23 protein-coding genes and 4 pseudogenes are annotated in these 26,079 nt (G+C 40.2%); 24 read left to right on the top strand and 3 right to left on the bottom strand.

The genetic code is table 11. The annotated features are described in order from the left end of the window. Window positions 1–42 precede the first annotated feature (42 nt). Window positions 43–258, bottom strand: coding sequence for a nickel-binding protein HpnL (gene hpnL / locus HPOKI112_RS06965; RefSeq protein ID WP_080276276.1), 216 nt, complete (start codon window positions 256–258; stop codon window positions 43–45). A gap of 253 nt (window positions 259–511) precedes the next feature. Here hpnL and rsmA point away from each other — a divergent pair, with 253 nt between their 5' ends. The 7 genes and pseudogenes from rsmA (at window position 512) to HPOKI112_RS06935 (ending at window position 7,000) form a co-directional block, all read left to right on the top strand. Next, entirely contained in the window at window positions 512–1,327 is an 816-nt protein-coding gene (gene rsmA / locus HPOKI112_RS06960) for a 16S rRNA (adenine(1518)-N(6)/adenine(1519)-N(6))-dimethyltransferase RsmA (RefSeq protein ID WP_025310023.1), read from the top strand. 33 nt (window positions 1,328–1,360) lie between these two features. Further along, window positions 1,361–3,436, top strand: coding sequence for a ribonuclease J (locus tag HPOKI112_RS06955; protein WP_025310022.1), 2,076 nt, complete (start codon window positions 1,361–1,363; stop codon window positions 3,434–3,436). Then, a complete protein-coding gene (locus tag HPOKI112_RS06950) occupies window positions 3,420–4,409 on the top strand; it encodes a KpsF/GutQ family sugar-phosphate isomerase (protein WP_025310021.1) in 990 nt (329 codons plus the stop codon). Before HPOKI112_RS06955 ends, HPOKI112_RS06950 begins: the two co-directional genes overlap by 17 nt. Beyond that, window positions 4,406–5,479: a dual-specificity RNA methyltransferase RlmN gene (gene rlmN / locus HPOKI112_RS06945; protein ID WP_025310020.1), complete on the top strand. Its 1,074-nt coding sequence runs from the start codon at window positions 4,406–4,408 to the stop codon at window positions 5,477–5,479. Before HPOKI112_RS06950 ends, rlmN begins: the two co-directional genes overlap by 4 nt. Window positions 5,480–5,676: 197 nt before the next feature. After that, window positions 5,677–5,796: pseudogene (locus HPOKI112_RS08680) on the top strand (hypothetical protein); the annotation flags it as partial. Further along, window positions 5,747–5,944 (top strand): hypothetical protein, encoded by a 198-nt coding sequence (locus HPOKI112_RS08505; protein ID WP_232728594.1) that lies wholly within the window; start codon window positions 5,747–5,749, stop codon window positions 5,942–5,944. The pseudogene HPOKI112_RS08680 and the gene HPOKI112_RS08505, both read left to right, overlap by 50 nt. A gap of 219 nt (window positions 5,945–6,163) precedes the next feature. Then, window positions 6,164–7,000 carry an outer membrane beta-barrel protein gene (locus HPOKI112_RS06935; protein ID WP_025276398.1) on the top strand — a complete coding sequence of 279 codons (837 nt, stop codon included), beginning with the start codon at window positions 6,164–6,166 and terminating at the stop codon, window positions 6,998–7,000. A 126-nt stretch (window positions 7,001–7,126) separates the two neighbouring features. On the opposite strand, the gene HPOKI112_RS06930 is transcribed toward HPOKI112_RS06935, so the two are convergent. Then, complete coding sequence (locus tag HPOKI112_RS06930) at window positions 7,127–7,747, bottom strand: hypothetical protein (RefSeq protein ID WP_025310019.1); 621 nt, start codon at window positions 7,745–7,747, stop codon at window positions 7,127–7,129. 101 nt (window positions 7,748–7,848) lie between these two features. Between HPOKI112_RS06930 and HPOKI112_RS06925 the strand changes: the two genes are divergently transcribed. The 17 genes and pseudogenes from HPOKI112_RS06925 (at window position 7,849) to HPOKI112_RS06850 (ending at window position 23,717) form a co-directional block, all read left to right on the top strand. Continuing rightward, the gene (locus HPOKI112_RS06925) at window positions 7,849–8,106 is read left to right on the top strand and encodes an RNA-binding S4 domain-containing protein (RefSeq protein WP_001217152.1); all 258 of its coding nucleotides are present in this window, start codon (window positions 7,849–7,851) and stop codon (window positions 8,104–8,106) included. Between the two features lie 32 nt (window positions 8,107–8,138). Continuing rightward, window positions 8,139–10,901, top strand: a complete 2,763-nt coding sequence (ileS, locus tag HPOKI112_RS06920; RefSeq protein WP_025310018.1) for an isoleucine--tRNA ligase — start codon at window positions 8,139–8,141, stop codon at window positions 10,899–10,901. Between the two features lie 15 nt (window positions 10,902–10,916). Continuing rightward, the gene (locus HPOKI112_RS06915) at window positions 10,917–11,831 is read left to right on the top strand and encodes a CpaF/VirB11 family protein (protein WP_025310017.1); all 915 of its coding nucleotides are present in this window, start codon (window positions 10,917–10,919) and stop codon (window positions 11,829–11,831) included. Beyond that, window positions 11,832–13,136 carry a flagellar protein export ATPase FliI gene (gene fliI, locus HPOKI112_RS06910; protein ID WP_025310016.1) on the top strand — a complete coding sequence of 435 codons (1,305 nt, stop codon included), beginning with the start codon at window positions 11,832–11,834 and terminating at the stop codon, window positions 13,134–13,136. It begins immediately after the preceding gene. A 10-nt stretch (window positions 13,137–13,146) separates the two neighbouring features. Then, window positions 13,147–13,413: a flagellar biosynthesis protein FliQ gene (gene fliQ / locus HPOKI112_RS06905; protein ID WP_000445741.1), complete on the top strand. Its 267-nt coding sequence runs from the start codon at window positions 13,147–13,149 to the stop codon at window positions 13,411–13,413. 3 nt (window positions 13,414–13,416) lie between these two features. Continuing rightward, window positions 13,417–14,196: a UDP-N-acetylmuramate dehydrogenase gene (locus HPOKI112_RS06900; protein WP_025310015.1), complete on the top strand. Its 780-nt coding sequence runs from the start codon at window positions 13,417–13,419 to the stop codon at window positions 14,194–14,196. Between the two features lie 4 nt (window positions 14,197–14,200). Next, window positions 14,201–15,056: pseudogene (locus HPOKI112_RS08285) on the top strand (EcoRI family type II restriction endonuclease). Between the two features lie 43 nt (window positions 15,057–15,099). Continuing rightward, window positions 15,100–15,547 (top strand): annotated as a pseudogene (locus HPOKI112_RS08370) (HpyAIV family type II restriction enzyme); the annotation flags it as partial. Continuing rightward, window positions 15,537–15,662, top strand: a pseudogene (locus tag HPOKI112_RS08500) (DNA methyltransferase); the annotation flags it as partial. The pseudogenes HPOKI112_RS08370 and HPOKI112_RS08500, both read left to right, overlap by 11 nt. 110 nt (window positions 15,663–15,772) lie before the next feature. After that, window positions 15,773–17,137, top strand: a complete 1,365-nt coding sequence (locus HPOKI112_RS06885) for a S41 family peptidase (protein WP_025276391.1) — start codon at window positions 15,773–15,775, stop codon at window positions 17,135–17,137. 6 nt (window positions 17,138–17,143) lie between these two features. Further along, window positions 17,144–18,307: an SH3 domain-containing protein gene (locus tag HPOKI112_RS06880; protein ID WP_025276390.1), complete on the top strand. Its 1,164-nt coding sequence runs from the start codon at window positions 17,144–17,146 to the stop codon at window positions 18,305–18,307. Next, on the top strand, window positions 18,294–19,007 hold the full coding sequence (locus HPOKI112_RS06875) for a 1-acyl-sn-glycerol-3-phosphate acyltransferase (protein ID WP_000841278.1): 714 nt from the start codon (window positions 18,294–18,296) through the stop codon (window positions 19,005–19,007). The genes HPOKI112_RS06880 and HPOKI112_RS06875 overlap by 14 nt, the downstream gene beginning before the upstream one ends. Further along, a complete protein-coding gene (ung, locus tag HPOKI112_RS06870; protein WP_025310014.1) occupies window positions 19,004–19,705 on the top strand; it encodes a uracil-DNA glycosylase in 702 nt (233 codons plus the stop codon). Before HPOKI112_RS06875 ends, ung begins: the two co-directional genes overlap by 4 nt. An 88-nt stretch (window positions 19,706–19,793) precedes the next feature. Next, on the top strand, window positions 19,794–20,786 hold the full coding sequence (gap, locus tag HPOKI112_RS06865) for a type I glyceraldehyde-3-phosphate dehydrogenase (RefSeq protein WP_025310013.1): 993 nt from the start codon (window positions 19,794–19,796) through the stop codon (window positions 20,784–20,786). 15 nt (window positions 20,787–20,801) lie between these two features. Continuing rightward, window positions 20,802–22,010: a phosphoglycerate kinase gene (locus tag HPOKI112_RS06860; protein WP_025310012.1), complete on the top strand. Its 1,209-nt coding sequence runs from the start codon at window positions 20,802–20,804 to the stop codon at window positions 22,008–22,010. A gap of 15 nt (window positions 22,011–22,025) precedes the next feature. Beyond that, complete coding sequence (gene corA / locus HPOKI112_RS06855; RefSeq protein ID WP_025276385.1) at window positions 22,026–22,982, top strand: magnesium/cobalt transporter CorA; 957 nt, start codon at window positions 22,026–22,028, stop codon at window positions 22,980–22,982. 6 nt (window positions 22,983–22,988) lie between these two features. Next, a complete protein-coding gene (locus HPOKI112_RS06850) occupies window positions 22,989–23,717 on the top strand; it encodes a TerC family protein (protein WP_025276384.1) in 729 nt (242 codons plus the stop codon). A 143-nt stretch (window positions 23,718–23,860) separates the two neighbouring features. On the opposite strand, the gene sabA is transcribed toward HPOKI112_RS06850, so the two are convergent. Continuing rightward, on the bottom strand, window positions 23,861–25,948 hold the full coding sequence (sabA, locus tag HPOKI112_RS06845; RefSeq protein WP_025309613.1) for a Hop family adhesin SabA/HopD: 2,088 nt from the start codon (window positions 25,946–25,948) through the stop codon (window positions 23,861–23,863). Window positions 25,949–26,079 lie beyond the last annotated feature (131 nt).

The following is a 26,079-nucleotide window of genomic DNA, read 5'->3' as shown; positions in this document are numbered from 1 at the left end:
AAGCTAGGAGTAGCCCTAAGGCTGCCCCCACAAACGCCCCAATCAATATTGTTGGTTTTGTTGTTGCGCTTTTTGTTGTTGTTGTTGGTGTGCTTGTTGTTGTTGTTGGTGTTGAGCTTGTTGCTCTGCTTGTTGTTCGGCGTGTTGTTGCGCGTTATGGTGGTGGTGTTCGCCGCCATAGTAATGGTGGTGGTGTGCATGGTGATGGTGGTGGTGTTGGCTGTTAGCCTGTTGTTGTTGTTGTTCATGGTGTGCCATGATGACTCCTTTAATTGAAATTTAAATTCTAGCTCATCGGCTAGGATTTCATTTTATAATGCGAAATCTAACCAATTATTAACGAAAAAGATTTTAATACTAATTTTTAATACGAGCACCAATTTAAGCGCTTCTATTGTCAAAACTACCAACATCTTTGAATGAAAAAAGCTATAATAAAGAAGTTGCATTAAAAAGGAAAGACAAATCCCCTTTTTAAGGTATGATATGAGGAGTTTTAGAAGTGCTTCTTATGGTAGTAGCTAAAAAGTCTTTAGGACAGCATTTTTTAACGGACGAGTCGTTTTTAGACAGAATTGTTAATGCTTTGCCCCCTTTGAACCCATTGAAATTAGTTGAAATTGGCGTGGGGCTAGGGGATTTGACTCTTAAGTTGTTGGATCGCTATCCTTTAAAGACTTATGAGATAGATAGCAGTTTGTGCGAAAAAATGCGATCAAAACTAAAGGTGCAAAAAAAGCCTTTTGGGTTAGAATTAGTGGAAAAAGACGCTCTTTTTTTAAAAGAAGAAGAGCCTTATTTTTTGATCTCTAATTTGCCTTATTATATCGCTACCAGGCTTGTTTTAAACGCGCTCAAAGACCCTAAATGCAGGGGCTTATTGGTGATGACACAAAAGGAAGTGGCGCTCAAATTTTGCGCTAAAGATTCACAGAACGCCTTAAGCGTTTTAACTCAAGCAATAGGGAACGCTACCCTTTTGTTTGATGTGCCACCCAGCGCGTTTAGCCCGCCTCCAAAGGTGTTTTCTAGCGTGTTTGAAGTGATCAAAGAGCCGCTGAAAGAAAAGGCGTTGGCTTCATTACTCCAAGCGCCATTTTTTGAAGAAGCCCTGCAAAAAGGGTTTGAAACATTAGAAGATTTTTTGAAAGCCTGTTTCTCATCTCCCAGGAAGACGCTTTCAAACAATCTTAAAAAAAGCGTTTCTTATAGAGAAAAGCTTGATAAGGTGTTAGATTTTTTAGCGTTAGAAAACCAACCAACAAGCGTGAGAGCGTCTGAGATAAAAGATTATCTCAAGCTCTTAAATTATCTTTTAAAAGGCTAATGCCTTTTTAAAAAATTGAAAGGAATAATCGTTATGACTGATAACAACCATTATGAAAACAATGAAAACAGCAGTGAAAACTCAAAAGCTCATCATGAGGCGCGAGCTGGGGCGTTTGAGCGATTCACTAACCGCAAAAAGCATTTTAGAGAAAACGTGCAAAAAAATGCAGAGTCTTCAAACCATGAAACGCCTTCGCACCATAAAAAAGAGCGCCACCCCAACAAAAAACCAAACCACCACCACAAAGCTAAACACACCCCCCAAAAGACTAGAAATTACGCCCAAGAAGAATTGGATAGCAACAAAGTAGAGGGCGTTACGGAAATTTTGCATGTGAATGAGAGAGGGACTTTAGGCTTTCATAAGGAGTTAAAAAAGGGCGTTGAAGCCAATAACAAGATCCAAGTGGAGCATTTAAACCCGCATTATAAGATGAATCTAAACTCTAAAGCGAGCGTTAAAATCACGCCTTTAGGGGGCTTAGGCGAGATTGGGGGGAATATGATGGTCATTGAAACCCCAAAAAGCGCGATCGTGATTGATGCGGGCATGAGCTTCCCTAAAGAGGGGCTATTTGGTGTGGATATTTTAATCCCGGATTTTTCCTACTTGCACCAAATCAAGGACAAAATCGCTGGCATTATCATCACCCATGCCCATGAAGATCACATAGGGGCCACGCCTTATTTGTTTAAAGAGTTGCAATTCCCCCTTTATGGCACGCCTTTGAGTTTGGGGCTGATTGGGAGCAAGTTTGACGAACATGGTTTGAAAAAATACCGCTCGTATTTTAAAATCGTAGAAAAGCGTTGCCCCATTAGCGTGGGCGAATTTATCATTGAATGGATCCACATCACGCATTCTATCATTGACAGCAACGCTTTAGCGATCCAAACTAAAGCCGGAACGATCATCCACACCGGCGATTTTAAAATCGATCACACTCCGGTGGATAATTTGCCCACGGATTTGTATCGTTTAGCGCACTATGGCGAAAAGGGCGTGATGCTTCTTTTAAGCGATTCCACTAACTCCCATAAATCCGGAACCACGCCGAGTGAAAGCACCATAGCGCCGGCTTTTGACACCCTTTTTAAAGAAGCGCAAGGGAGGGTGATTATGAGCACCTTCTCTAGCAATATCCACCGGGTCTATCAAGCCATACAATACGGCATTAAATACAACCGCAAGATCGCTGTGATCGGGCGCTCTATGGAAAAAAACCTAGACATCGCCAGAGAATTAGGCTATATCCATTTGCCTTATCAATCCTTTATTGAAGCCAATGAAGTCGCTAAATACCCGGATAATGAAGTCTTAATCGTAACGACCGGCTCACAAGGCGAAACCATGAGCGCGCTTTATCGCATGGCGACTGATGAGCACCGCCACATTTCTATCAAACCCAACGATTTAGTCATTATCTCTGCTAAAGCCATTCCTGGCAATGAAGCGAGCGTTTCAGCGGTGTTGAATTTTTTGATCAAAAAAGAAGCTAAAGTGGCTTATCAAGAATTTGACAATATCCATGTGAGCGGGCATGCCGCCCAAGAAGAGCAAAAGCTCATGTTAAGACTCATTAAGCCTAAGTTTTTCTTACCCGTGCATGGTGAATACAACCATGTTGCGCGCCACAAGCAAACCGCTATTTCTTGCGGGGTGCCTGAAAAAAATATCTATTTAATGGAAGATGGCGATCAAGTGGAAGTTGGCCCTGCGTTCATTAAAAAAGTCGGCACGATTAAAAGCGGGAAAAGCTATGTGGATAACCAAAGCAATTTGAGTATTGATACAAGCATCGTGCAACAAAGAGAAGAAGTCGCTAGCTTGGGGGTGTTTGTGGCTACGATTTTTGTGAATAAAAACAAGCAAGCACTTTTAGAAAGCTCTCAATTTTCCAGTTTAGGGCTTGTGGGCTTTAAAGATGAAAAGCATTTGATGAAAGAAATTCAAGGGGGATTAGAGGTGTTATTAAAATCCAGCAACGCCGAAATTTTGAATAACCCTAAAAAATTAGAAGATCACACTCGTAATTTCATCAGAAAAGCACTCTTTAAAAAGTTTAGAAAATACCCGGCTATTATTTGTCATGTCCATGCTACCTGATTACAACGCTATCGCCGTGCAAGTCTTAAAAGATGAAGCGAGTGCACTTTTAGAAAGCGTTAAACAATTCCAAGAACCTAACGATTTAGAAGCGATTGTCAAGCTCATTTTAAAAAGCCAAGAAAAAGGGGGTAAGCTTGTGATAGTGGGCGTGGGTAAGAGCGCTTTAGTGGCGCAAAAAATCGCGGCTTCCATGCTAAGCACCGGTAACAGGAGCGTGTTTTTACACCCTACAGAAGCCATGCATGGGGATTTGGGCATGGTGGAAAAAAACGATGTGATCTTAATGATTAGCTATGGAGGCGAGTCTTTAGAATTATTGAATCTAGTGAGCCATTTAAAACGCTTAAGCCATAAAATCATCACTTTCACTAAAAGCCCTAATAGTTCGCTCTCCAAACTTGGCGATTATTATTTGAGCTTGAAAATTAAAAAAGAAGCTTGCCCGATTAACACCGCTCCAACGACTTCTACTACCCTAACTCTAGCCTTAGGCGATGTTTTAATGGCATGCTTGATGCGAGCGAAAAACTTCAGCCAAGAAGATTTTGCTTCCTTTCATCCGGGCGGGCTTTTAGGCAAAAAACTTTTTGTCAAGGTTAAAGACTTATTGCAAACCACGAACCTCCCCCTAATCGCTCCTAATACAAGTTTTAAAGACGCGCTCATAGAAATGAGTGAAAAACGCTTGGGCAGCGCGATTTTAGTCAATGAGGCTAACGAGCTTGTGGGGGTGTTAAGCGATGGCGATGTCCGTAGGGCACTATTAAAAGGGCTTAGCTTGGAGAGCGAGGTGAGGCATTTTGCCACTTTAAAACCTAAAAGCTTTAAGAATTTAGACGCTCTTCTTTTAGAAGCGTTAGAATTTTTAGAGCGCCATAAGATCCAGCTTTTAGTGTGCGTAGATGATCATAATAAGGTTTTAGGGGTTTTGCACTTGCACCAACTTTTAGAATTAGGGCTTAAAGCATGAAAGCTAGCATTTATGATTTCACTTTAGATGAATTGAGTCAACTTTTAAAACCGAGTTTTAGGGCTAAACAGCTTTATTTGTGGCTCTATGCGAAGTATAAAACAAGCTTTAAAGACATGCAAAATAATTTTTCAAAAGATTTTATCGCTTATTTGGAGCGAGAATTTACTTTGCGCACGATAGAAATCACGCATGTGAGGGAGAGCGTTGATGGCTCTAAAAAATACCTTTTTAAATCTTTAAGAGACAACCACACTTTTGAAGCGGTGTTGTTGAAAATGAAGGATAAAAAGATTGACGAAGAGACGAACGCTATTTTAGAGGGGGAAAAATACACCGTGTGCGTGTCTTGTCAAATAGGCTGTCAAGTGGGTTGCGCGTTTTGTTTCACTCAAAAAGGCGGTTTTGTTAGGGATCTCAAAGCGAGCGAAATTATCCAGCAAGCCCTACTCATTAAAGAAGACAATAACCTCCCCATTGAAAAAGCGCTCAATATTGTTTTTATGGGAATGGGCGAGCCTTTGAACAATTTAGATGAGGTGTGTAAAGCGGTTGAGATTTTCAATACCGGCATGCAAATTTCGCCTAAAAGAATCACGATTTCCACGAGTGGCGTGGCCGATAAAATCCCCATTTTAGCGGGCAAAAATTTAGGCGTGCAATTAGCCATATCCTTACACGCCGTAGATGACAAAACGCGCTCATCTTTAATGCCCTTGAATAAAAAATACAACATTGAATGCGTTTTGAATGAAGTGAGGAAATGGCCTTTAGAACAGCGCAAAAGAGTGATGTTTGAATACCTTTTGATTAAAGATCTAAACGATGGCCTGGATTGCGCTAAAAAACTTTTAAAACTTTTAAACGGCATTAAATCCAAAGTGAATTTGATTTTATTCAACCCGCATGAAGGCTCTAAGTTTGAACGCCCTAGCTTAGAGAGCGCTAGAATGTTTGCGGATTTTTTAAACTCCAAAGGCTTATTATGCACCATTAGAGAGTCTAAAGCCTTGGATATTGAAGCAGCTTGCGGGCAATTGAGAGAGAAAAAACTCTCTCAGCAAATTTGAAAACTCTTTTTTGTGGTGTTTGTCTTTTTTCTAATGGGAGGTGTTGGTTTTAGTCAAGCGATAATTCAAAATTTAGGGAATATGGATTAAAAATTAGTGCTAAATTTTCTTTCATTAACAATTAATTAGATTTTATATTGTAGAATAAAATCCTAGCCAGTGAGCTAGAATTTAAATTTTTAATCAAAGGAGTCATCATGGCACACCATGAAGAACAACACGGCGGGCATCACCACCATCACCACCACACACACCACCACCACTATCATGGCGGTGAACACCACCATCACCACCACAGCTCTCATCATGAAGAAGGTTGTTGCAGCACTAGCGATAGTCATCATCAAGAAGAAGGTTGCTGCCACGGGCATCACGAGTAATATCGGTGTGGCTAGGGGCAACTTGACTAGGGTTGTCTCTGGTTTTGACTTTAAGATACAATCATTCAAATCTAACCCATTCTAATCAAACCCATTAAATCCAATCAAACCAACACGCTTGATTTTTATCGTTACAAACGCTCATTAATGCCTATAAAAAGTAATTTCTTATCCAATAATATTGTTAAGACTTTTAATTTAAGCTTCAATGTTTTACAATATTCAAAATATTAAAACAATTTTTCAATCAAGGAAAGGGTATGCAAGTTACCCCCCCCATTTTTTAAAAACCAAATTTTTATTTTTGGCTTTTTATTCTGTGCTAGGGTTTAATCTTAGCCACGCTATAGATGAGAGCGGGCTTAATGAACTCGTTGGAAAGAAGGTTCAAGAAGCTTTAGCGAAAGAAAAAGCTAAGGCTAAACATCAAAGAGTGGATAAAAGTGCTTTTTTTGCCGGTCTTGGCTATAGCGGGATGTTTTCATGGAATTTAGCTTATAAAGATAGTTTTGTTTTGCTGCCTCACTTCTTGGGTGGAAGACCCTTAGAAAGAAAAGATCCCAGCACAATCTTAAACGGCTTTAATTTTAAGGTGGGGTATCAGTATATCGCTCCTGTTAAGATTAAAAAAATGGGTTTTGGCGTTAGGGGAGGGTTCCAATATTCCTATAAAGCGGGCAATTACATGGAAAAAGATAAATACCAACAATCATTATTTGGAGTGATACCCATAGACACAATAAGTCCTGTTTCTTTTTTTAATGGTGGTATGATAACAATGTCAACTTACAGCTTTTTGTTAGATTTTTTACACAATGTGTATGAAAATGAGAAGTTTTTCATCGGTTATTTTATAGGGGCTAGGCTAGGGGGTGAGAGCGTAACAGCCAATGTTCTTAAAGATTTTGGTGATATATTAGTGCAATTGGCGCAATTTCAGGGCTATGGTTCGTTAGGGCTAAGAATGGGCGATAAGCGCCACACGCTAGAATTGAGCGCGAGCGTTCATGGCGACGCTCCTAGTTGTTCTTTAAAGAAGCTAAAGACTTGCGAAAGTGCTAGGGTTTTACAAGCAAAAATCCCTAGGGGCATTTTTGAAAGCTATGTTACTTGGAGCACGGATTATGTTTATCGTTTTTAAAAGTTTTTAAAAAATTAATGGCTTTGTTCCAATTGAATAGGGGTAATAAAATCTAAAAAATGCTTAAAGCGTTTTTTACAATCTGATCATAAAGAGCTTACGAAAAGCGAGCGATCACTTCATGCTTTATTGTTCCAACCCCCATGCGTCTTTAAAGGAAGCGTTTTTAAGCTTTAAATTCAAGCTCCCCTCAATCCACTTGGCGTTAGCCCCCTTTTGGTTATTGTCAAATAAAAACACCCCTAAAAAGCCTCTAGGGGTTTTAATCAGGCTCAATTCCACGCTAGGAAGAATGATTTTGCTATCAGGTTTGACTTCAAAGGCTAGGAAAAAGGGGCGGTTGTTTTTGAAATCATAGCCATTTTTGGTGTATGAATAGCCAGGAGCGCTCTGCAAGATGCCTTTTTGAGTTTCCACGCTAAAAGAATCCAAGTAGTAAAACCCAGGCTCTAGCTTGAACGATTGGGGTTTGGCTAAAGCGTAGCGGTTTTTCCATAAGAGCATGAAGCGCTCACTCCCTAGCATGAATAAAGGCCCCCTAGGGTCTTTGAGCTTTGCTTTAGGGTTTTTTTTAAGCGCTTCATTGTGTTTGGCGACAACTTCTCTATCCACTTTGCGCCAATAAGTGCGCACGCTTTGGCCTTGATGAGCGATATAAAGATTCACTAAACCAGAATGATGGCCTTTAGGGGGCAAGCAAGAGGCTAATAAAAGAGCGGCTAACAAACTTACGATTTGAAACTTCAAACAAATTCCTTAAAAAGAGTGGTGGCTGAATGCTAACATGCTAAAACTAAAACCCTTATAAGTTATGGATAAAAACTTAAAGAATAGGGTAAAATAAACGCATGCGAATAGACAAATTTTTACAATCAGTGGGTTTAGTGAAGCGACGCGTTTTAGCGACAGATATGTGCAATGTGGGGGCGGTGTGGCTCAATGGGAGTTGTGCTAAGGCTAGTAAAGAAGTGAAAGCGGGCGATGCGATTAGCTTGCATTATTTAAAAGGGATAGAAGAATACACGATTTTACAAATCCCTACTTTAAAAAATGTGCCACGAAAAGACACGCACCTTTATATCGCTCCTAAAACAAAAGAGTCATAATAAAAGATCAATAAAAGACCAAGGATCAATCAATGAAAGAATACAAAGACACCCTAAACTTAAACACAACCACCTTTTCTATGAAAGGGAATTTGAGCGTTAATGAGCCTAAGACTTACGCTAAATGGCAAGAGCAACAAGCGTTTAAACGCATGCAGAATAGGAAAGATAACCATGGGGATTTCACTTTGCATGACGGGCCGCCTTATGCGAACGGGCATTTGCATTTAGGGCATGCCTTAAATAAAATTTTAAAAGACATTGTCGTTAAAAGAGAATATTTTAAAGGGAAGAAAATCTATTACACGCCCGGTTGGGATTGCCATGGCTTGCCCATTGAGCAGCAAATTTTAGAGCAATTAGAAAAAGAAAAAACAAGCCTAGAAAACCCCACGCTATTTAGAGAAAAGTGCCGAGATCATGCGAAAAAGTTTTTAGAAATCCAAAAGAATGAATTTTTGCAATTAGGCGTTTTGGGGGATTTTGAAGATCCTTATAAAACCATGGACTTTAAATTTGAAGCGAGCATTTATAGGGCTTTAGTGGAAGTGGCTAAAAAAGGGCTTTTGAAAGAGCGCCATAAACCTATTTATTGGAGTTATGCGTGCGAGAGCGCTTTAGCGGAAGCTGAAGTGGAATACAAGATAAAAAAATCGCCCTCCATTTTCGTGGCGTTTGGTTTGAAAAAGGAGAGTTTAGAAAAATTAAAAGTCAAAAAAGCGAGCTTGGTGATTTGGACGACCACGCCTTGGACTTTGTATGCGAATGTGGCGATCGCTTTGAAAAAAGACGCTATCTATGCGCTCACGAAAAAAGGCTATTTAGTCGCTAAAGCCTTGCATGAAAAGTTAGCCGCTTTAGGGGTGGTGGATAGTGAGATCGCACATGAATTCAATTCCAATGATTTAGAATACTTGAAGGCGCTCAATCCTTTAAACCAACGAGATTCCCTAATCACTCTAGGAGAGCATGTCGGTTTAGAAGATGGCACAGGAGCCGTGCATACCGCGCCTGGGCATGGTGAAGAGGACTACTATTTAGGCTTAAAATACAATTTAGAAGTGTTAATGTCTGTAGATGAAAAGGGTTGCTATGATGAGGGCATTATCCACAATCAATTATTAGATGAAAGCTATCTGGGCGAGCATGTTTTTAAGGCTCAAAAACGCATCATAGAGCAATTGGGCGATTCTTTATTGCTAGAGCAAGAGATTGAGCATTCCTATCCGCATTGCTGGAGGACGCACAAGCCTGTGATTTACAGAGCGACCACGCAATGGTTTATTTTAATGGACGAGCCTTTTACCCAAAATGATGGCTCTCAAAAAACCTTAAGAGAAGTGGCTTTAGACGCGATTGAAAAGGTGGAATTTGTGCCAAGTAGCGGGAAAAACCGCCTAAAAACCATGATAGAAAACCGCCCTGATTGGTGCTTGAGCCGGCAAAGAAAATGGGGCGTGCCACTAGCCTTTTTCATAGACAAACGCACCAATAAGCCTTGTTTTGAAAGCGAAGTTTTAGAACATACCGCTAAGCTCTTTGAAGAGAGGGGTTGTGATGTGTGGTGGGAGTATAGCGTGAAAGATTTGTTACCCCCTAATTATCAAGATAACGCCACGCATTATGAAAAAGTCATGCACATTTTAGACGTGTGGTTTGATAGTGGTAGCACCTTTAAGGCGGTTTTAGAAGACTATCAAGGAGAAAAAGGGCAAAGCCCTAGCGATGTGGTTTTAGAAGGGAGCGATCAGCATAGGGGGTGGTTTCAAAGCTCGCTTCTAATCGGTTGCATTCTAAACAACCAAGCCCCTTTTAAAAAGGTCATTACGCATGGCTTTATCGTAGATGAAAAGGGCGAGAAAATGAGCAAGTCTAAGGGCAATGTGGTGTCTTTGGACAAGCTGCTTAAAACGCATGGGAGCGATGTGGTGCGCTTGTGGGTAGCGTTTAATGACTACCAAAACGATTTGAGGGTCTCTCAAACCTTTTTCACCCAAACAGAACAGCATTATAAAAAATTCCGCAACACCCTGAAATTCTTGCTCGCCAATTTTAGCGATATGGATCTTAAGAATTTAGAACGCTCCCATAGCTTCAGCCCTTTAGATCATTTTATATTAGAGGCTTTAGAAACCATAAGCACCGGAGTCAATAGCGCGTTTGAAGAGCATGATTTTGTGAAAGGCTTGAACATTTTAATGGCGTTTGTTACCAATGAATTGAGTGGGATTTATTTAGACGCTTGTAAGGATAGCTTGTATTGCGATAGTAAAAATAATGAAAAACGCCAGGCCATTCAAATGGTCTTACTCGCTGCGGCTAGTAAATTGTGCTACTTTTTAGCCCCGATTTTAACGCACACGATTGAAGAAGTTTTAGCACACAGCCAAGCGCTTCGCATTTTTTTACAAGCCAAAGATGTGTTTGATCTAAAAGGCATTAGCGTTTTAGAAAAACTCCGCCTTAAAGAGTTTAAAAAACCAGAAAATTTTGAAGCCGTTTTGGCCTTGCGTTCTGCCTTTAATGAAGAGTTAGACCGATTGAAAAAAGAAGGCGTGATCAAAAATTCGTTGGAATGCGCTATTGAAGTAAAAGAAAAAGCGTTGCGTGAAAATTTAGTAGAAGAATTGCTGATGGTAAGCTTTGTAGGGGTTGCAAAAGAAAAATTAAGCGAAACGCCAGCATTCACGCTCTTTAAAGCCCCCTTTTATAAATGCCCCAGGTGTTGGCGTTTTAAAAGCGAGTTAGAAAACACCCCTTGCAAGCGTTGCGGAGAGGTTTTAAAAGAGCGATGATAAAGGATAGGGCTTTTGGAAACTTTACAAACCCATAGAGTTTTGCAAGCCCTAATTAGCCATTTTACCCCTTTTTTAGAAAGCGGGATCACCGAGCTAATCATCAATACCGAGCAGGAGCTTTGGCTTTATAAAGTTAATAACACACGAGAAAAAAGAGGGCATGCGTTTTTTGATAAGGCGTTTTTGCTGAGGTTTTGCGAGCAATTGGCCAGTTTTAGGGGGTTGTTTTTTGATGAAGAGCACCCCACTTTAAATTGCTCTATCCCTTTCACGCGCTATAGGGTGAGCGCGAATCACTTTAGCATCACTACCAATAATCAAATCACGCTCAATATCCGTGTGCCTAGGCTTAAGCCCTTAAGTTTAGAGGATTTCACTTTCAAAGCAAGCAATCCAAAAGGTTTGAAAGATTTAGCGCTTAAAGGGCATAACATTCTCATTAGCGGGGAGACTTCAAGCGGCAAAACAAGCTTATTGAACGCTCTTTTAGATTGTGTCAATAAAGATGAAAGGGTGGTGAGCGTTGAAGACAGCCAAGAATTGGATTTAAAAGCGTTTAGTAATTGCGTGGGGCTTTTAGTGGGCAAGCAAGAAAACACGCGCTTTAATTATGAAGACGCTCTCAATATGGCCATGCGCTTAAACCCAGACAGGCTCATTGTGGGCGAGATTGATACTAGGAATGCAGCGCTTTTTTTGCGTTTAGGAAACACCGGGCATAAGGGCATGCTCTCAACCATTCATGCTAATAGCGCTCAAAACACTTTAGAAGCCCTTTCGTTGAATTTAAGCATGCGTTATGCGCATTCTTTGGATAAGGATTTAATGCGAGCGTATTTTAAAAGCGCGATTGATGTGATCGTGCATGTGAACAGGATCAACAATGAGCGTCAAATCGCTGAAATCTTATGGACTAAAGAGCTTTAAATGCCCCTAAAATCCTTAAAAAACCGCTTGAATCAGCATTTTGATCTATCGCCTCGCTACGGGAGCGTGAAAAAAATCATGCCCAATATCGTTTATGCGGATGGTTTTAACCCGTCTGTGGGCGATGTGGTGAAGATTGAAAAAAGCGATGGCACCGAATGCGTGGGAATGGTGGTGGTGGCAGAAAAAGAGCAGTTTGGTTTCACGCCCTTTAACTTTATAGAGGGGGCTAGGGCTGGCGATAAGGTGCTGTTTTTAAAAGAGGGGTTGAATTTCCCTGTGGGCCGTAATCTTTTAGGGAGGGTGCTTAACCCTTTAGGGCAAGTCATTGACAATAAGGGGGCGCTAGATTATGAGCGATTAGCGCCTGTGATTACAACGCCTATAGCCCCTTTAAAAAGAGGCTTGATTGATGAGGTTTTTAGCGTGGGAGTGAAGAGCATTGATGGGCTTTTGACTTGCGGTAAGGGGCAAAAACTGGGCATTTTTGCTGGCTCTGGGGTGGGTAAATCCACGCTAATGGGCATGATCACTAGGGGTTGCTTAGCGCCTATTAAAGTGATCGCTTTGATTGGGGAAAGGGGCAGAGAAATCCCTGAATTTATAGAGAAAAACTTAAAAGGGGATTTAAGCTCTTGCGTGTTGGTAGTCGCTACGAGCGATGATAGCCCTTTGATGCGCAAATATGGGGCCTTTTGCGCGATGAGCGTGGCGGAGTATTTTAAAAACCAGGGGCTAGATGTGTTGTTTATCATGGATTCAGTGACTCGTTTCGCTATGGCTCAAAGAGAGATTGGTTTAGCCTTAGGCGAACCGCCCACTTCCAAAGGCTACCCCCCATCCGCGCTTTCTTTATTACCTCAATTAATGGAGAGAGCGGGCAAGGAAGAAAATAAGGGGAGCATTACGGCTTTTTTTAGCGTGCTAGTAGAAGGCGATGATTTGAGCGATCCCATAGCCGATCAGGCCAGGAGTATTTTAGACGGGCATATTGTCTTAAGCAGGGAATTAACCGATTATGGGATCTACCCGCCTATTAATATTTTAAACTCCGCATCAAGGGTGACTAAAGACATCATCAGCGAGTCTCAAAACCTTTATGCGAGAAAATTCCGCCGTTTGTATGCGTTATTGAAAGAAAATGAAATGCTCATTCGCATCGGTTCTTATCAAATGGGGAACGATAAAGAGCTTGATGAAGCGATTAAGAAAAAGGCTCTAATGGAGCAATTTTTAGCGCAAGATGAAAACGCTTTACAGCCTTTTGAAACAAGCTTTCAGCAATTAGAAGAAATCTTAAGATAAAAGGAATATGATGGAATCACAACTCATGAAACTCGCCATTGAGACTTATAAAATCACTTTGATGATTTCTTTACCGGTATTACTAGCGGGCTTAGTGGTAGGGCTATTAGTCAGTATTTTTCAAGCGACCACTCAAATCAATGAAATGACCTTGTCTTTTGTGCCTAAGATTTTAGCCGTGATTGGGGTGCTGATTTTAACCATGCCGTGGATGACGAACATGCTTTTAGATTACACTAAAACCTTAATCAAGCTCATTCCTAAAATCATAGGCTAGAAAATGCTAGAAAAAACCATTGATTTTTCTCGTTACAGCAGCGTGAAAATCGGTGCGCCTTTAAAAGTGAGCGTTTTAGAAAACGATGATGAAATTTCTCAAGAACACCAGATTATCGGTTTAGCGAACAACCTTTTAATCGCTCCTAGCACAAAAAATCTCGCTTTATTAGGCAAGAATTACGATTATATTTGCGATAAGGGTGAGTGGGTGGAGATAGGGGGAGCGGCTAATGCGTCTAAAATTTTTAATTATTTTAGGGCGAATGATTTAGAGGGTTTGGAGTTTTTAGGGCAATTGCCTGGCACTTTAGGGGCGTTAGTTAAAATGAATGCTGGCATGAAAGAATTTGAAATCAAAAATGTTTTAGAAAGCGCTTGTGTTAATGGCGAATGGCTAGAAAAAGAGGCTTTGGGGCTGGGCTATCGCAGCAGCACATTCAATGGCGTTGTCTTAAGAGCGAGGTTTAAAAAAACGCATGGTTTTAGACAAGAAGTTTTAAAAGCGTGTCAAAGCATGCGCAAAAGCCACCCTAAACTGCCTAATTTTGGGAGCTGTTTCAAAAACCCGCCTAACGATTATGCGGGCAGGCTTTTAGAGGGCGTGGGCTTAAGGGGTTATTGTCTAAAAAGAGTGGGCTTTGCCAAAGAGCATGCGAATTTTTTGGTGAATTTGGGGGGTGCAGAATTTGAAGAAGCCCTGGATTTGATAGAACTCGCCAAAACCAGAGTGTCACAAGAATACGGCATTTATTTAGAAGAAGAAGTGAAAATTTTAAGGTAGGAAAATGGCTAAGAAAAATCAATCTCAAAGATTAAGCAAACAGCATAAAGAGTCTTTAGGTGTTACGAATATTTTTACCGATGAGGCCAAATTGCATGATATGGGTGTGAGCAGTATCTTTAAACTTATTATGCAAAAACTTGAAAATGAATTTAAGAATTTATCGTTTAGGCACAGAGCAAGTATAACCAAAGAAGAAATCAATTCTGTATTGCAGGGGCTTGATGATGAACTTGGAAAGACCTTGTTTATTCAAAGCTCTAAGATAAAACCTGATGGAGGTATCATTGAAGTTAAAGATGATGATGGGAATTGGAGAGTTATATTGATAACAGAAGCTAAATATCAGGGAAAAGATATAGAAAATATTCAAAAAGGAATATTGGTGGGTAAAGATAGTAATCAAGATTTAATGCAAGCTGGGAATGCTATAGAAAGAGCGTATAAAAATATTGCTGAAATGGCTAATTTTATGCTCAAAGAATTGCATTTTCCTTAACATTTTATTTTTAGAAGGCTCTAATTTTTTAACTCAAACCATATCGGTAAAAAGACCTGATGGAAGGGTAGTAACTCTTGAGTATAGTTCTGGAGTTCTTAATAGATTGGATAAATTAACGGCAGCTAATTACGGAATGCCTGTCAATCAAAATTTATGTCAAAACAAGTTTGTTCAGCATAAAGATAGAGTTATTATGTTACAGGCTATTTCTATTTACACACAAGGAGATGGACAAAGATGGAATTTAAATAAAATGTTTGAAGTCATGTTTGAAGTAGCTAGAACTTCTCTTAAAGTCTTAGGTAGTTCACTTTTTAATCAAATTGTTGGTAAAAACAATGTCAAGAAAAGCGACTAATCAAATATTGCAAAAAGCCAAGCAACTTAAAAGCGATGAATTTCACGGCGAGAACATTCAAGGCTATTTTTACTTTATAGATGAGGGTTTGAATAAAAATCAAAATTATTATAAAGAGGAATTGCAAAAATTATCTGTTGATTATGGCGTGCCTTTGAGTTTGTGTTATGGTAAGGAGTTGTTTGAAAAACTTAATATCCCCCAAGTTTGGGATGAGGTTTTAAACCATTTAGCGGCGTGAAATTTTACCGGATTTGCCTAGTTTGAATCTTGATGAAAATCTTTTAGAGAGCTTTAAAGAAATCAAAGATCTAGCGCCAAGCGTTTATAGGAAGCTTTTGGATAATGATGGAATTTTTAATCTTGTGTTAATTTTATTTCTAGAACAAAAAGTTTTAAAAATGTTAGCAGAGCATTTTAGACAACAAAATAAAACAATCTATCAGCAGTTAGCGTCAAAGTTAGCGGCAAGGTTATTGCCTTTGCGATAGAGGCTCTAAAGTAAGCCCCATTTCTAATGTTTTTGTAACGAACATGCTTTGCGATTTGCATGTGAATGGATCGGGGAGTTATGCGTTTTTGTTGTATCGTTTAGGCTCAAAATGAGTGAATGAATGGGCATGTTATCTAAATTTTAGATAAAATAAACGCAAAAAATTGAATAAAACCTTAAAGGTGATTCTTTCTAATCTCAAAAATGGGTGGTGCTATTAACAATGACAAAACGACTTTTTAAAGGGTTGTTAGCGATTTCTCTTGCTGTGAGTTTGCATGGTGGTGAAGTTAAGGAAAAAAAGCCGGTCAAGCCGGTTAAAGAAGATCCGCAAGAATTAGCGGCTAAAAGGGTGGAAGCGTTCAATCGTTTCACTAATGTGGTTTCAGAAATTGAAAAAAAGTATGTGGATAAAGTCAGTATTTCTGAGATCATGACTAAAGCGATTGAAGGCTTGCTCTCTAATTTGGACGCGCATTCAGCGTATTTGAACGAAAAGAAGTTTAAGGAATTTCAAGCCCAAACCGAGGGCGAATTTGGGGGGCTTGGGATCACGGTGGGCATGCGCGATGGCGTTTTAACCGTTATTGCTCCCTTAGAAGGCACTCCCGCTTACAAGGCTGGGGTTAAGTCAGGCGATAACATTTTAAAAATCAATAACGAAAGCACGCTGAGCATGAGCATTGATGATGCGATCAACCTCATGCGTGGCAAGCCAAAGACCCCTATTCAGATCACCATTGTGAGAAAAAACGAGCCAAAACCCTTGGTGTTTAACATCATTAGAGACATCATTAAACTCCCCTCTGTCTATGTGAAAAAGATTAAAGAAACCCCTTATCTGTATGTGAGAGTGAGTGGTTTTGACAAGAATGTTACCAAATCGGTTTTAGAAGGCTTAAAAGCTAACCCTAAGGCTAAGGGGATCGTGTTGGATTTAAGAGGCAATCCTGGAGGGTTATTAAACCAGGCGGTGGGCTTGTCTAACCTCTTCATTAAAGAGGGGGTTTTAGTCTCTCAAAAAGGCAAAAATAAAGAAGAAAATTTAGAATACAAGGCTAATGGCAGAGCCCCTTATACCAATTTGCCTATAGCGGTGTTAGTCAATGGCGGTTCAGCGAGCGCGAGCGAGATCGTCGCAGGGGCACTGCAAGATCACAAACGGGCCGTGATTATCGGTGAAAAAACCTTTGGTAAGGGAAGCGTGCAGATGCTGCTCCCTGTCAATAAGGACGAAGCCATTAAAATCACGACCGCGCGCTACTATTTGCCGAGCGGGCGCACCATTCAAGCTAAGGGGATCACGCCTGATATTGTGATTTATCCGGGTAAAGCGCCAGAAAATGAAAATAAATTCAGCTTGAAAGAAGCGGATCTAAAACACCATTTAGAGCAAGAGCTTAAAAAGATTGATGATAAAACCCCTAATTCCAAAGAGGCGGATAAAGACAAGAAAAACGAAGAGGAAAAAGAGGTTACTCCTAAAATGATCAATGATGATATTCAGCTAAAAACCGCTATTGACAGCTTGAAAACCTGGTCTATCGTGGATGAGAAAATGGATGAAAAAGCGCCTAAGAAGAAATAAAAACTTATGGGGTTTTTATTTGAAAAATCGTTAATGAGTTTTTGCACCCACTCAATCAAAATCATTAAAGTCATTGGCTTGATTTTAAGCCTTTTGGTAACCTTTTTGGTTGCCGAGAACGCTAATGAACCAGAAGAAATCAAGGCTAAAGTGGTTTATGTGAAAATCCCCCAATTAGAAGATTTAGAAAACAACCCGGTTTATATCGGTCAAATTATAGGCGTAACTTATGATTTATTGCTGTTTGACGCTGAGTTTTTGGAAGCCAAAATCAAAGACGGGTTGGATAAAACCCAAATTGAGCTTTTAAACAAGATGCCTAAATGGAAAAAGGTGGAAAAAGAGCTTTTCAGAGCGACTTATTATTACAAGATTAAGGGCGTAAAAGCGATTATTCCGTCATTAGAAGTGAGCGCGTTTTCCAATAAAGACAAATACATCGATCATTCCATAGCCCCAAAAGTTGCTTTGCAGGTAACGGATTTGTCCAAAAACCCTCGTTATGCGAATGTTATGGCCAAAGATTTACAAGTCTTGCAATACAAAACCAAAGATTATGACGATAAAAACAATATTTTGGTGATGGAATTAGCGTTCAAAGAAGCCACTTGGGAAGATTTTCACATCAAAGAAGCGATCAAACAAGGGTTTGATAACGCCTCTTTAAACCAAATCAAGGCTAAAGAAGGGAGTGTTTTTTATTATTGCGTGTTGCCTAAAACCATTCAAAACCTTTCTTTTGATTATTTTTCGCTTTCTAATAGACAGTTTAAAACCTTATCTTTTTCAACCATTCCCACTCAAGACACTACCGGTATTCAAAGCGATCTCATCCCTAAAAACAATTTTTTAGTCTTTTCTAATGTGGCGCTGCTCGCTTTGTGCGTGTTTTTCTTGGTGCTGTTTTTCATTTTTGGGCGCAAACTCATTTTTTTAGGGCTTGGGATTTTGTGCTTAGGGTTTGTTTTGTACCACCTTTTATTCACGCAAAGATCAGCCATTTTGCTCGCTCATAAAAAAATCCGCATTCTGCCCACGCAAAATTCCACCATTTTAGGGCTTTCTAAAAATGAAATGCCGATTAAAATCTTAGGTTCGCATGATGATTATTATAAAATCCTAACGCCGCATGAACAAATAGGATGGGTCAAAAAAGATGAAGTCAAATAAGAAGTCCAATCGTTTAAGAGCGATTTATAGGGCTTTAGTGATCGCTATAGGCTTAGCCGTTATCATTGTTTTCAATTATTTTAACCGCAAAAACAATAACGCCCGCTCCAGCCGTAGGGCTTGTTCGTGCTTTTTTTCCCTTACCGGGGTTAATTTAGAAAAAATAGGCGCTTTTGATACGGACGCTAAACTCATTGTCTTAAACCACCAAAGCTTACTAGACATCATTTATTTAGAAGCCTACCACCCTAGTAATATTTGCTGGATCGCTAAAAAAGAGCTAGGTGAAATCCCTTTTTATGGGCATGCCTTAACGGATACGGGAATGATTTTAATTGACAGAGAGGATAAAAAGGGGATTGTGAGTCTTTTGAAAGCGTGTAAAGAAAAACTAGATCAAAACCGCCCTTTAGTGATTTTCCCTGAAGGCACTAGAGGCAAAGGAGGAGAAAAATTCCTCCCTTTCAAGCAGGGGGCTAAAATCATCGCTGAAAAATTCCAACTCAAAATCCAGCCCATGGTGTTAATCAATTCCATTAAAATCTTTAATTCCAAGCCCCTAGAAGCCTATAAAGCCCGCACCCGTTTAGTCATGCTAGAGAGCTATACGCCTGATTTTAACTCGCCCACCTGGTATGAAGAATTACAAGAACGCATGCAAAAAGAGTATTTGAAACACTACCATGAATTAAACGCATGAAGCTTTTTGACTACGCTCCTTTAAGCTTGGCTTGGCGGGAGTTTTTACAAAGCGAATTTAAAAAGCCTTATTTTTTAGAAATAGAAAAACGCTACTTAGAAGCTCTAAAAAGCCCTAAAACCATTTTCCCTAAAAGCTCTAATCTGTTTTACGCGCTCAATCTAACGCCTCCTAGTGCGGTTAAAATCATCCTTTTAGGGCAAGATCCCTACCATTCCACCTACCTAGAAAACCAACAAGAATTGCCTGTGGCGATGGGCTTAAGCTTTAGCGTGGAAAAAAACGCCCCCATCCCCCCAAGCTTAAAAAATATTTTTAAAGAATTGCATGCGAATTTAGGCGTGCCTGTGCCTTGTTGTGGGGATTTGAGCGCGTGGGCTAAAAGGGGCATGCTGTTATTGAACGCCATTTTAAGCGTGGAAAAAAACCAAGCCGCTTCGCACAAACGCATCGGCTGGGAAGCTTTTAGCGATCAAATATTGATGCGCCTTTTTGAAGCCAACGCCCCCTTGATCGTGGTGCTATTAGGAAAGATCGCCCAAAAAAAGATCGCTCTGATCCCCAAAAACAAACACATTGTCATTACCGCTCCTCACCCTAGCCCATTATCTAGGGGGTTTTTAGGGAGTGGGGTTTTTACAAGCATCCAAAACGCCCACAGAAAGATTTACCATAAGGATTTTGATTTTAGTTTATGATTGATGCTTAATGAGACAGAACCCCTTAAGAATGCCTTTATTTAAGAGCATTTGTGATAAAATGGTGATTTTTAAATAAAGGGAAAACATGCCAATTAGAATCGCTATCAATGGGACTGGGCGCATCGGTTTGTGCGCTATAAGAGTCGCTAGTCAAAGAAAAGATGTAGAAATCGTTGCTATCAATTCTACCGCTGAAACAGAAACTCTTTTGCATTTGATACGCCATGACAGCGTGCATGGGCATTTTGAAGCCAAATTAAACGCTGATAGAACCCTAAATATCGGGCATAGTAAAAACATTTTAGTGTTGAGCGAGCGAGACATTAACAAGCTTGATTTTTCTATCGCTAACGCAGAAATCATCATAGAATGCACCGGGAAATTCAATTCATTAGAAGCTTCAAGCGCTCATCTTAAAAACAGCGTGAAAAAAGTCATCATCTCCGCTCCCGCGCAAAACACGCCCACCTTTGTCTATGGGGTGAATCACAAGAATTACCATAACGAAAGCGTGATTTCTAACGCTTCTTGCACGACTAACGCTAGCGCTCCTTTATTAAAAATCTTAGATGAAGCCTTTAAAGTAGAAAACGCGCTTTTAACCACCATTCACAGCTACACCAACGATCAAAACCTTTTAGACACCAAGCACAAAGACATCCGCCGCGCCAGAGCGGCCGGCCTTAACCTCATCCCCACAAGCACCGGCGTGAGCAAAGCCATTTCGCTAGTCTTACCGCATTTAGGCCCTAAGATCACAGGCCTTGCTATTAGAGTGCCTACCCCTAATGTGAGCTTAGTGGATCTGTCTTTAAGTTTTAAAAAATCCGTGAGTAAAGCGAGCGTTCAGCATGCGCTTAAAGACGCTTGTAAGCATGCTTTTAAAGGGATCGTGAGTGTTGATGAAGAAAGGCTTGTTTCAAGCGATTTTATTTCTTCGCCTTTTAGTGCGATTGTGGTTGATGATCAAATCATGACAATAGGCGAAAAAAATGCTAAAGTATTGGCATGGTATGATAATGAGATGGGTTATAGCGAGCGCTTGATAGACATGGTGCAATATATAGCGCAAAATTAAAAGAAAGGATTTTTCATGTTAGCTAAAATGTCGTTTATGCAAAATGTTAAAAGCATTCAAGAAGTGGAAGTGAGTCATAAAAGGGTGCTTATTAGAGTGGATTTTAATGTGCCTTTAGATGAAAATTTGAATATCACTGATGACACGCGCATTAGAGAGAGCTTGCCCACCATCCAATATTGTATTGACAACAAGGCTAAAGATATTATTTTAGTGAGCCACTTGGGCCGCCCTAAAGGGGTTGAAGAAAAATTGAGTTTAAAACCCTTTTTAAAACGCCTTGAAAGACTCTTAAACCATGAAGTGGTTTTTTCTCAAAATATCGTGCAACTCAAGCAAGCCCTAAACGAAAACGCGCCCACAAGGATTTTTCTTTTAGAAAATATCCGCTTTTTAAAAGGCGAAGAAGAAAATGATGAAAATCTGGCTAAAGACTTAGCGAGCTTGTGCGATGTGTTTGTGAATGACGCTTTTGGCACGAGCCACAGAAAGCATGCCAGCACTTATGGCACCGCCAAATTCGCCCCTATTAAAGTGAGCGGGTTCTTGCTCAAAAAAGAAATCGATTCGTTTTATCAAGCGTTTAACCACCCTTTACGCCCTTTATTGTTGATTGTAGGGGGGGCTAAGGTCAGCTCCAAACTCACCCTATTAAAAAACATTTTAGATCTCATTGACAAGCTCATCATTGCCGGAGCGATGAGTAACACCTTCTTAAAAGCCTTAGGTTATGATGTGCAAGATTCTTCTGTAGAAGACGCTTTGATAAAAGACGCCTTAGAGTTATTGCAAAGCGCAAAAGAAAAAAAAGTCAAAGTCTATTTACCTATAGACGCCGTAACCACTGATGATATTCTTAACCCCAAACACATCAAAATCTCACCCGTCCAAGACATTGAGCCTAAACACAAGATCGCTGATATAGGGCCTGCGAGTGTGAAATTATTTTCTGAAGTCATAGAGAGCGCGCCCACGATCATATGGAATGGCCCCTTAGGCGTGCATGAAAAACAAGAATTTGCCAGAGGCACAACCTTTTTAGCCCACAAGATCGCTGACACTTACGCTTTCTCGCTCATTGGTGGGGGCGATACCATTGATGCGATCAACCGCGCGGGCGAAAAGGATAACATGAGCTTTATTTCCACCGGTGGGGGAGCGAGTTTGGAATTATTAGAGGGCAAGATTTTACCTTGTTTTGAGGTTTTGGATAAACGCCATTAACTCTAAGGATTGCTTATGGTGAATGTGTTTTTCAAACAGCAAAAATTTGTCATTAAAAAACGCTTTAATGATTTTAATGGCTTTGATATAGAAGAAAATGAAGTCCTATGGTTTGAGTTAATCAACCCTACGCCCAACGAATTGGCCACTCTAAGCCAAGAATACGCTATCCACTACAACACAGACCATTCCCAACGAGTCTCATCAGTTACCAAGTATTGGGAAGACAGCTCCAGCGTTACGATCAACGCCTTTTTCACTAACCAGGATGAAAATGAAACTTTCCACACGGAAATGGCGACCTTTATTTTGTCTAATAACATTCTTTTCACGATTTATTACGGGACTTTAGAAATCTTTGATTCTATCCAAAAAAAGGTTTTGGCTAGCCCTAAAAAATTTGAAGACGGGTTTGATATTCTAACCAAAATCTTTGAAGTGTATTTTGAAAAAGGGGTAGAATGCCTAGAGTGGATCAACAAACAAACGAGCCTGTTGCGCAAAAACATCATTTTCAAAGAAACTTCTACGCATGATGATATTTTAGTGTGCTTGTCCAATTTGCAAGAATTTAATGTGGCTTTAAGGGATTCTTTTTTTGACAAACGGCGCATTATCACCGCTTTATTAAGGAGTAGTAAAGTGGATAGCGATACGAAAAATAATTTAAATATCATTTTAACCGATTTTAGCTCTTTGGTGGAGTCTACAACGGTCAATCTCAACTCGCTTGATAACATTCAAAACCTGTTCGCTTCTCAAGTCAATGTGGAGCAAAATAAAATCATCAAGCTCTTCACTGTGGCGACCATGGCGATGATGCCCCCTACATTAATTGGCACGATTTATGGCATGAATTTTAAATTCATGCCGGAGTTAGAATGGCAATACGGGTATCTTTTCGCGCTGATTGTCATGGCGATTTCTACGATTTTGCCTGTGCTCTATTTTAAAAAGAAAGGCTGGTTGTAGCCTTTTATGGAATTTTTATCCTCACTCTTAGACGCTCTTTCTACACCGCATGGCATAGTCTCCTTGGCTACGCTCACGCTTTTAGAGATCGTTCTAGGGATTGATAATATCATTTTTATCACGGTGATGGTCTATAAACTCCCCAAACACCAGCAAAATAAGGCCATGATTTTAGGCTTGGGCTTAGCGATGATCGCTCGTATAGGGCTTTTAGGGAGCTTGTTTTTTATCAGCCATTTGCAAAAGCCTTTATTCACTATAGCGGGCATGAGCTTTTCATGGCGTGATGTGGTGCTGCTTGTAGGGGGGGCGTTTTTGGCTTTTAAAGCGTTAGTGGAATTAAAAGAGCAGATCTACCCTAAAGAAAAACACCAAGAAAAAGCGTTTGGCTTTTTCATCACTTTAATAGAAATCATGTTTTTAGACATTGTCTTTTCTTTAGACTCCGTGATCACGGCTATTGGGATCGCTAAACACCTAGAAGTCATGGCGCTTGCTATTATTTTATCTGTAATCGTGATGATGTTTTTTTCCAAAATCGTTGGCGGTTTTATTGAAAGGCATTATCGCATCAAAACTTTAGCCTTTGTGTTTTTGCTCGTTGTGGGCGTGTTTTTGTTTTTAGAAGGCTTGCATTTGCATGTTGATAAAAATTATTTGTATGCTGGTATTGGTTTTGCCTTGCTCATAGAATGCTTGAACATTTTCATAGAAAAGAAAATGAAAAAAAGTTAAAAAGCGTTTTTTAAAAACAAAATTAAAGGAGTTATTTGTAAAAGGCTTTCATGCTTTTATGAACAACTAAATTTTAATCAAAACTCATAAGCGCATAGGGGCATTTCGCAATGAAACCCCCTTAAAAAGAGGATTTGCACCACCTAGTAAGCAAACACATAATTCAAATACACGCTATAGAGCCTTCTGTATTTGAGTTTAGCGCCCATGAAAGAATAATAGTTGGTGTTGATCGTAGGGATTTTCACGCCCAATTCCACGCCATGCTGAGCGGCATGATCGCTGTCTTTTTTCTTAGCCCTAGCGAGGTTCATTCTCAAGCCTAAATTGAATAAAAATTGGAAATTAGCCACATTCACTTTAGCGCTATAGATATTACCCACCATGTTCAAATTCACAAATTCAGAATTAAGCCATGAAGTCCCAGCTAATGCAAAGCCTCCAAAAAGCCCCACGGAGAGCTTGTTATTCTTGCCTAAAAAGTTGGTGTTTTTATCGTTGATGAAGTTATAAAGCGCATCCATACCCACCCCATAAGTCCAAACATCAGAAGCGGAGTTGAAAAAATTGGATTTGATGAACGCATGGTTATAATCAAAAAAGCCGTAATACCTTAACCCGCACCTTCTTTTTTTGCCAAAGAATTGTTTATAGCCCACTTGCACGCCGATCCCATTCATCGCGCCGTTATTGGTTTGAGAGCTAATCATGCCAAAGCGCCTGAAAGGGTTTTTGCCTAATTCTTGCGTGGTGGCTTGGAGCTGGTTGTATTTGTTGGTATCCAAAGAATAAGTGAGCAGACCTTCTGGGGAATTAGGGTTTTGAGTGGAATGCGTCATGTTTTGAAGAGATTTAGCGTTAGGCAAGCCAGAGATAGCGCTATTGATCGCTTTTTGGTCGCTTCCTAAAGTGTTAAGGGCTCCTTTAAAATCCAAAATGGTTTGAGCCAAAGCTTTCTCTTGATTGACCTGATTGCCATAATAAGCGGTGTGTTGCTCTAAAGAATTGAGAGTTTCTTTCACAAACGCGCAACCTGAACCATAAGTGTTGTCGTTAATCACGCCAGCTGATCCTGCTGTGCACTCTTCTAGATCTTGTTGGATAGGCCCTTGAATGCTGTGGAAATTGTCCGCAACTTGCTTAGCTAAATTTAAAATCTCTGCTTGAGTGTTCGCTCTGTTGAGCATTTCTTTGGCAAACCCTTTGTCTTCAGAAGTGTAGGGGTTGAAATTGTTTGGTTGCGTGATTTGGGCATTTTCATTAGCGTTAAGCTGTTTAGTTTTTTCTAAAACGGCTTGAGCGTTTTTAATCATCTCGTTAATCGCGTTAAAACTCTCGCCAAAAATATCCGTCACACTACCGGTCTTACCGCCAAACCCCCATGCCCCACCGCCACCATTCACATGCGGGTTTTGGGTGGTAAGGACATTGATGATAGTAGCGGCTTGTTGCAAAAGGTTTTCAGCGTCATTGACGCTGCTAATCTTTAGCTGGATTGGGATTGATGATCCGCCTGAATAATAATTGCCATTCCCATCGGGGTAAGTGTATTCTGTGGTGGGGTTTTTTGTGAAAGTTTGATTGATACTGACTACCATATTTTTAGAGCTGTTCAAGGCAGGCATCCCGCCTCCTTGGTTTTGGTTTAAAGCGGTTTGGATAGTTTGATAAGCGGTATTGAGAACTTGGTATTCACTGCTAGATAGGATACCATTTGGCCCTACATTACTAGCTCCATTGCAAGTGGTGGTGGTTGTTCCGCTACCGGTGTTGTAGCTGTAGTTGGGCGTGTTACTAAACGATCGAACGCCTCCATTTTCTAAATGTTCTGTGCCAAGATTGGGACCAGGGCCGCAACTGATACCAAAGGCTATGACTTGCCACATGCCCACGGCGGCATTGAGCACTAAAGCCACGGCTTGATAGGCTGGGGAAGTGGTGGTAGCGCTAGTGAGGTTGATTGCGCTTGAGCTTAAATTGTCAATCGCGCTTGTGATAGCACTGGGCGTGCTGGCTTGATTGACTAAGGAATTTAAGTAATTGTATTGGTTTAAAAGGTTGTTTAAGTTATCGTATCTGTCCGCAAGATTTTGCAACGCTCCTGTGTTTTTCACTTTTTGAACCGCTTCACCGATTTGATAGCCCACGCTCATGTAAAATCCGTCATCTTCAGCCCTTGATAATGAAGCCATGAGAGAAAGAGAGAGTAAGAGGGATTTTTTGATTTTCATGTTTTCTCCTTTTATTAGATTTTTCTTTGATAAAAAGAGATTTTGTGTTACAAGCAATAAATGGAATTTTATGGCTAATTTTAGCTCTAAATTTTAGAGATTTTTTTATAAATTGGGAAAAATGAGAGTTT

The sequence above is a fragment of the Helicobacter pylori oki112 genome, from assembly GCF_000600085.1.
Classification (GTDB): Bacteria; Campylobacterota; Campylobacteria; order Campylobacterales; family Helicobacteraceae; genus Helicobacter; species Helicobacter pylori_CY.
Note: the sequence above shows the minus strand (reverse complement) of the source record. Positions and strands in the feature narration are given on the sequence as shown.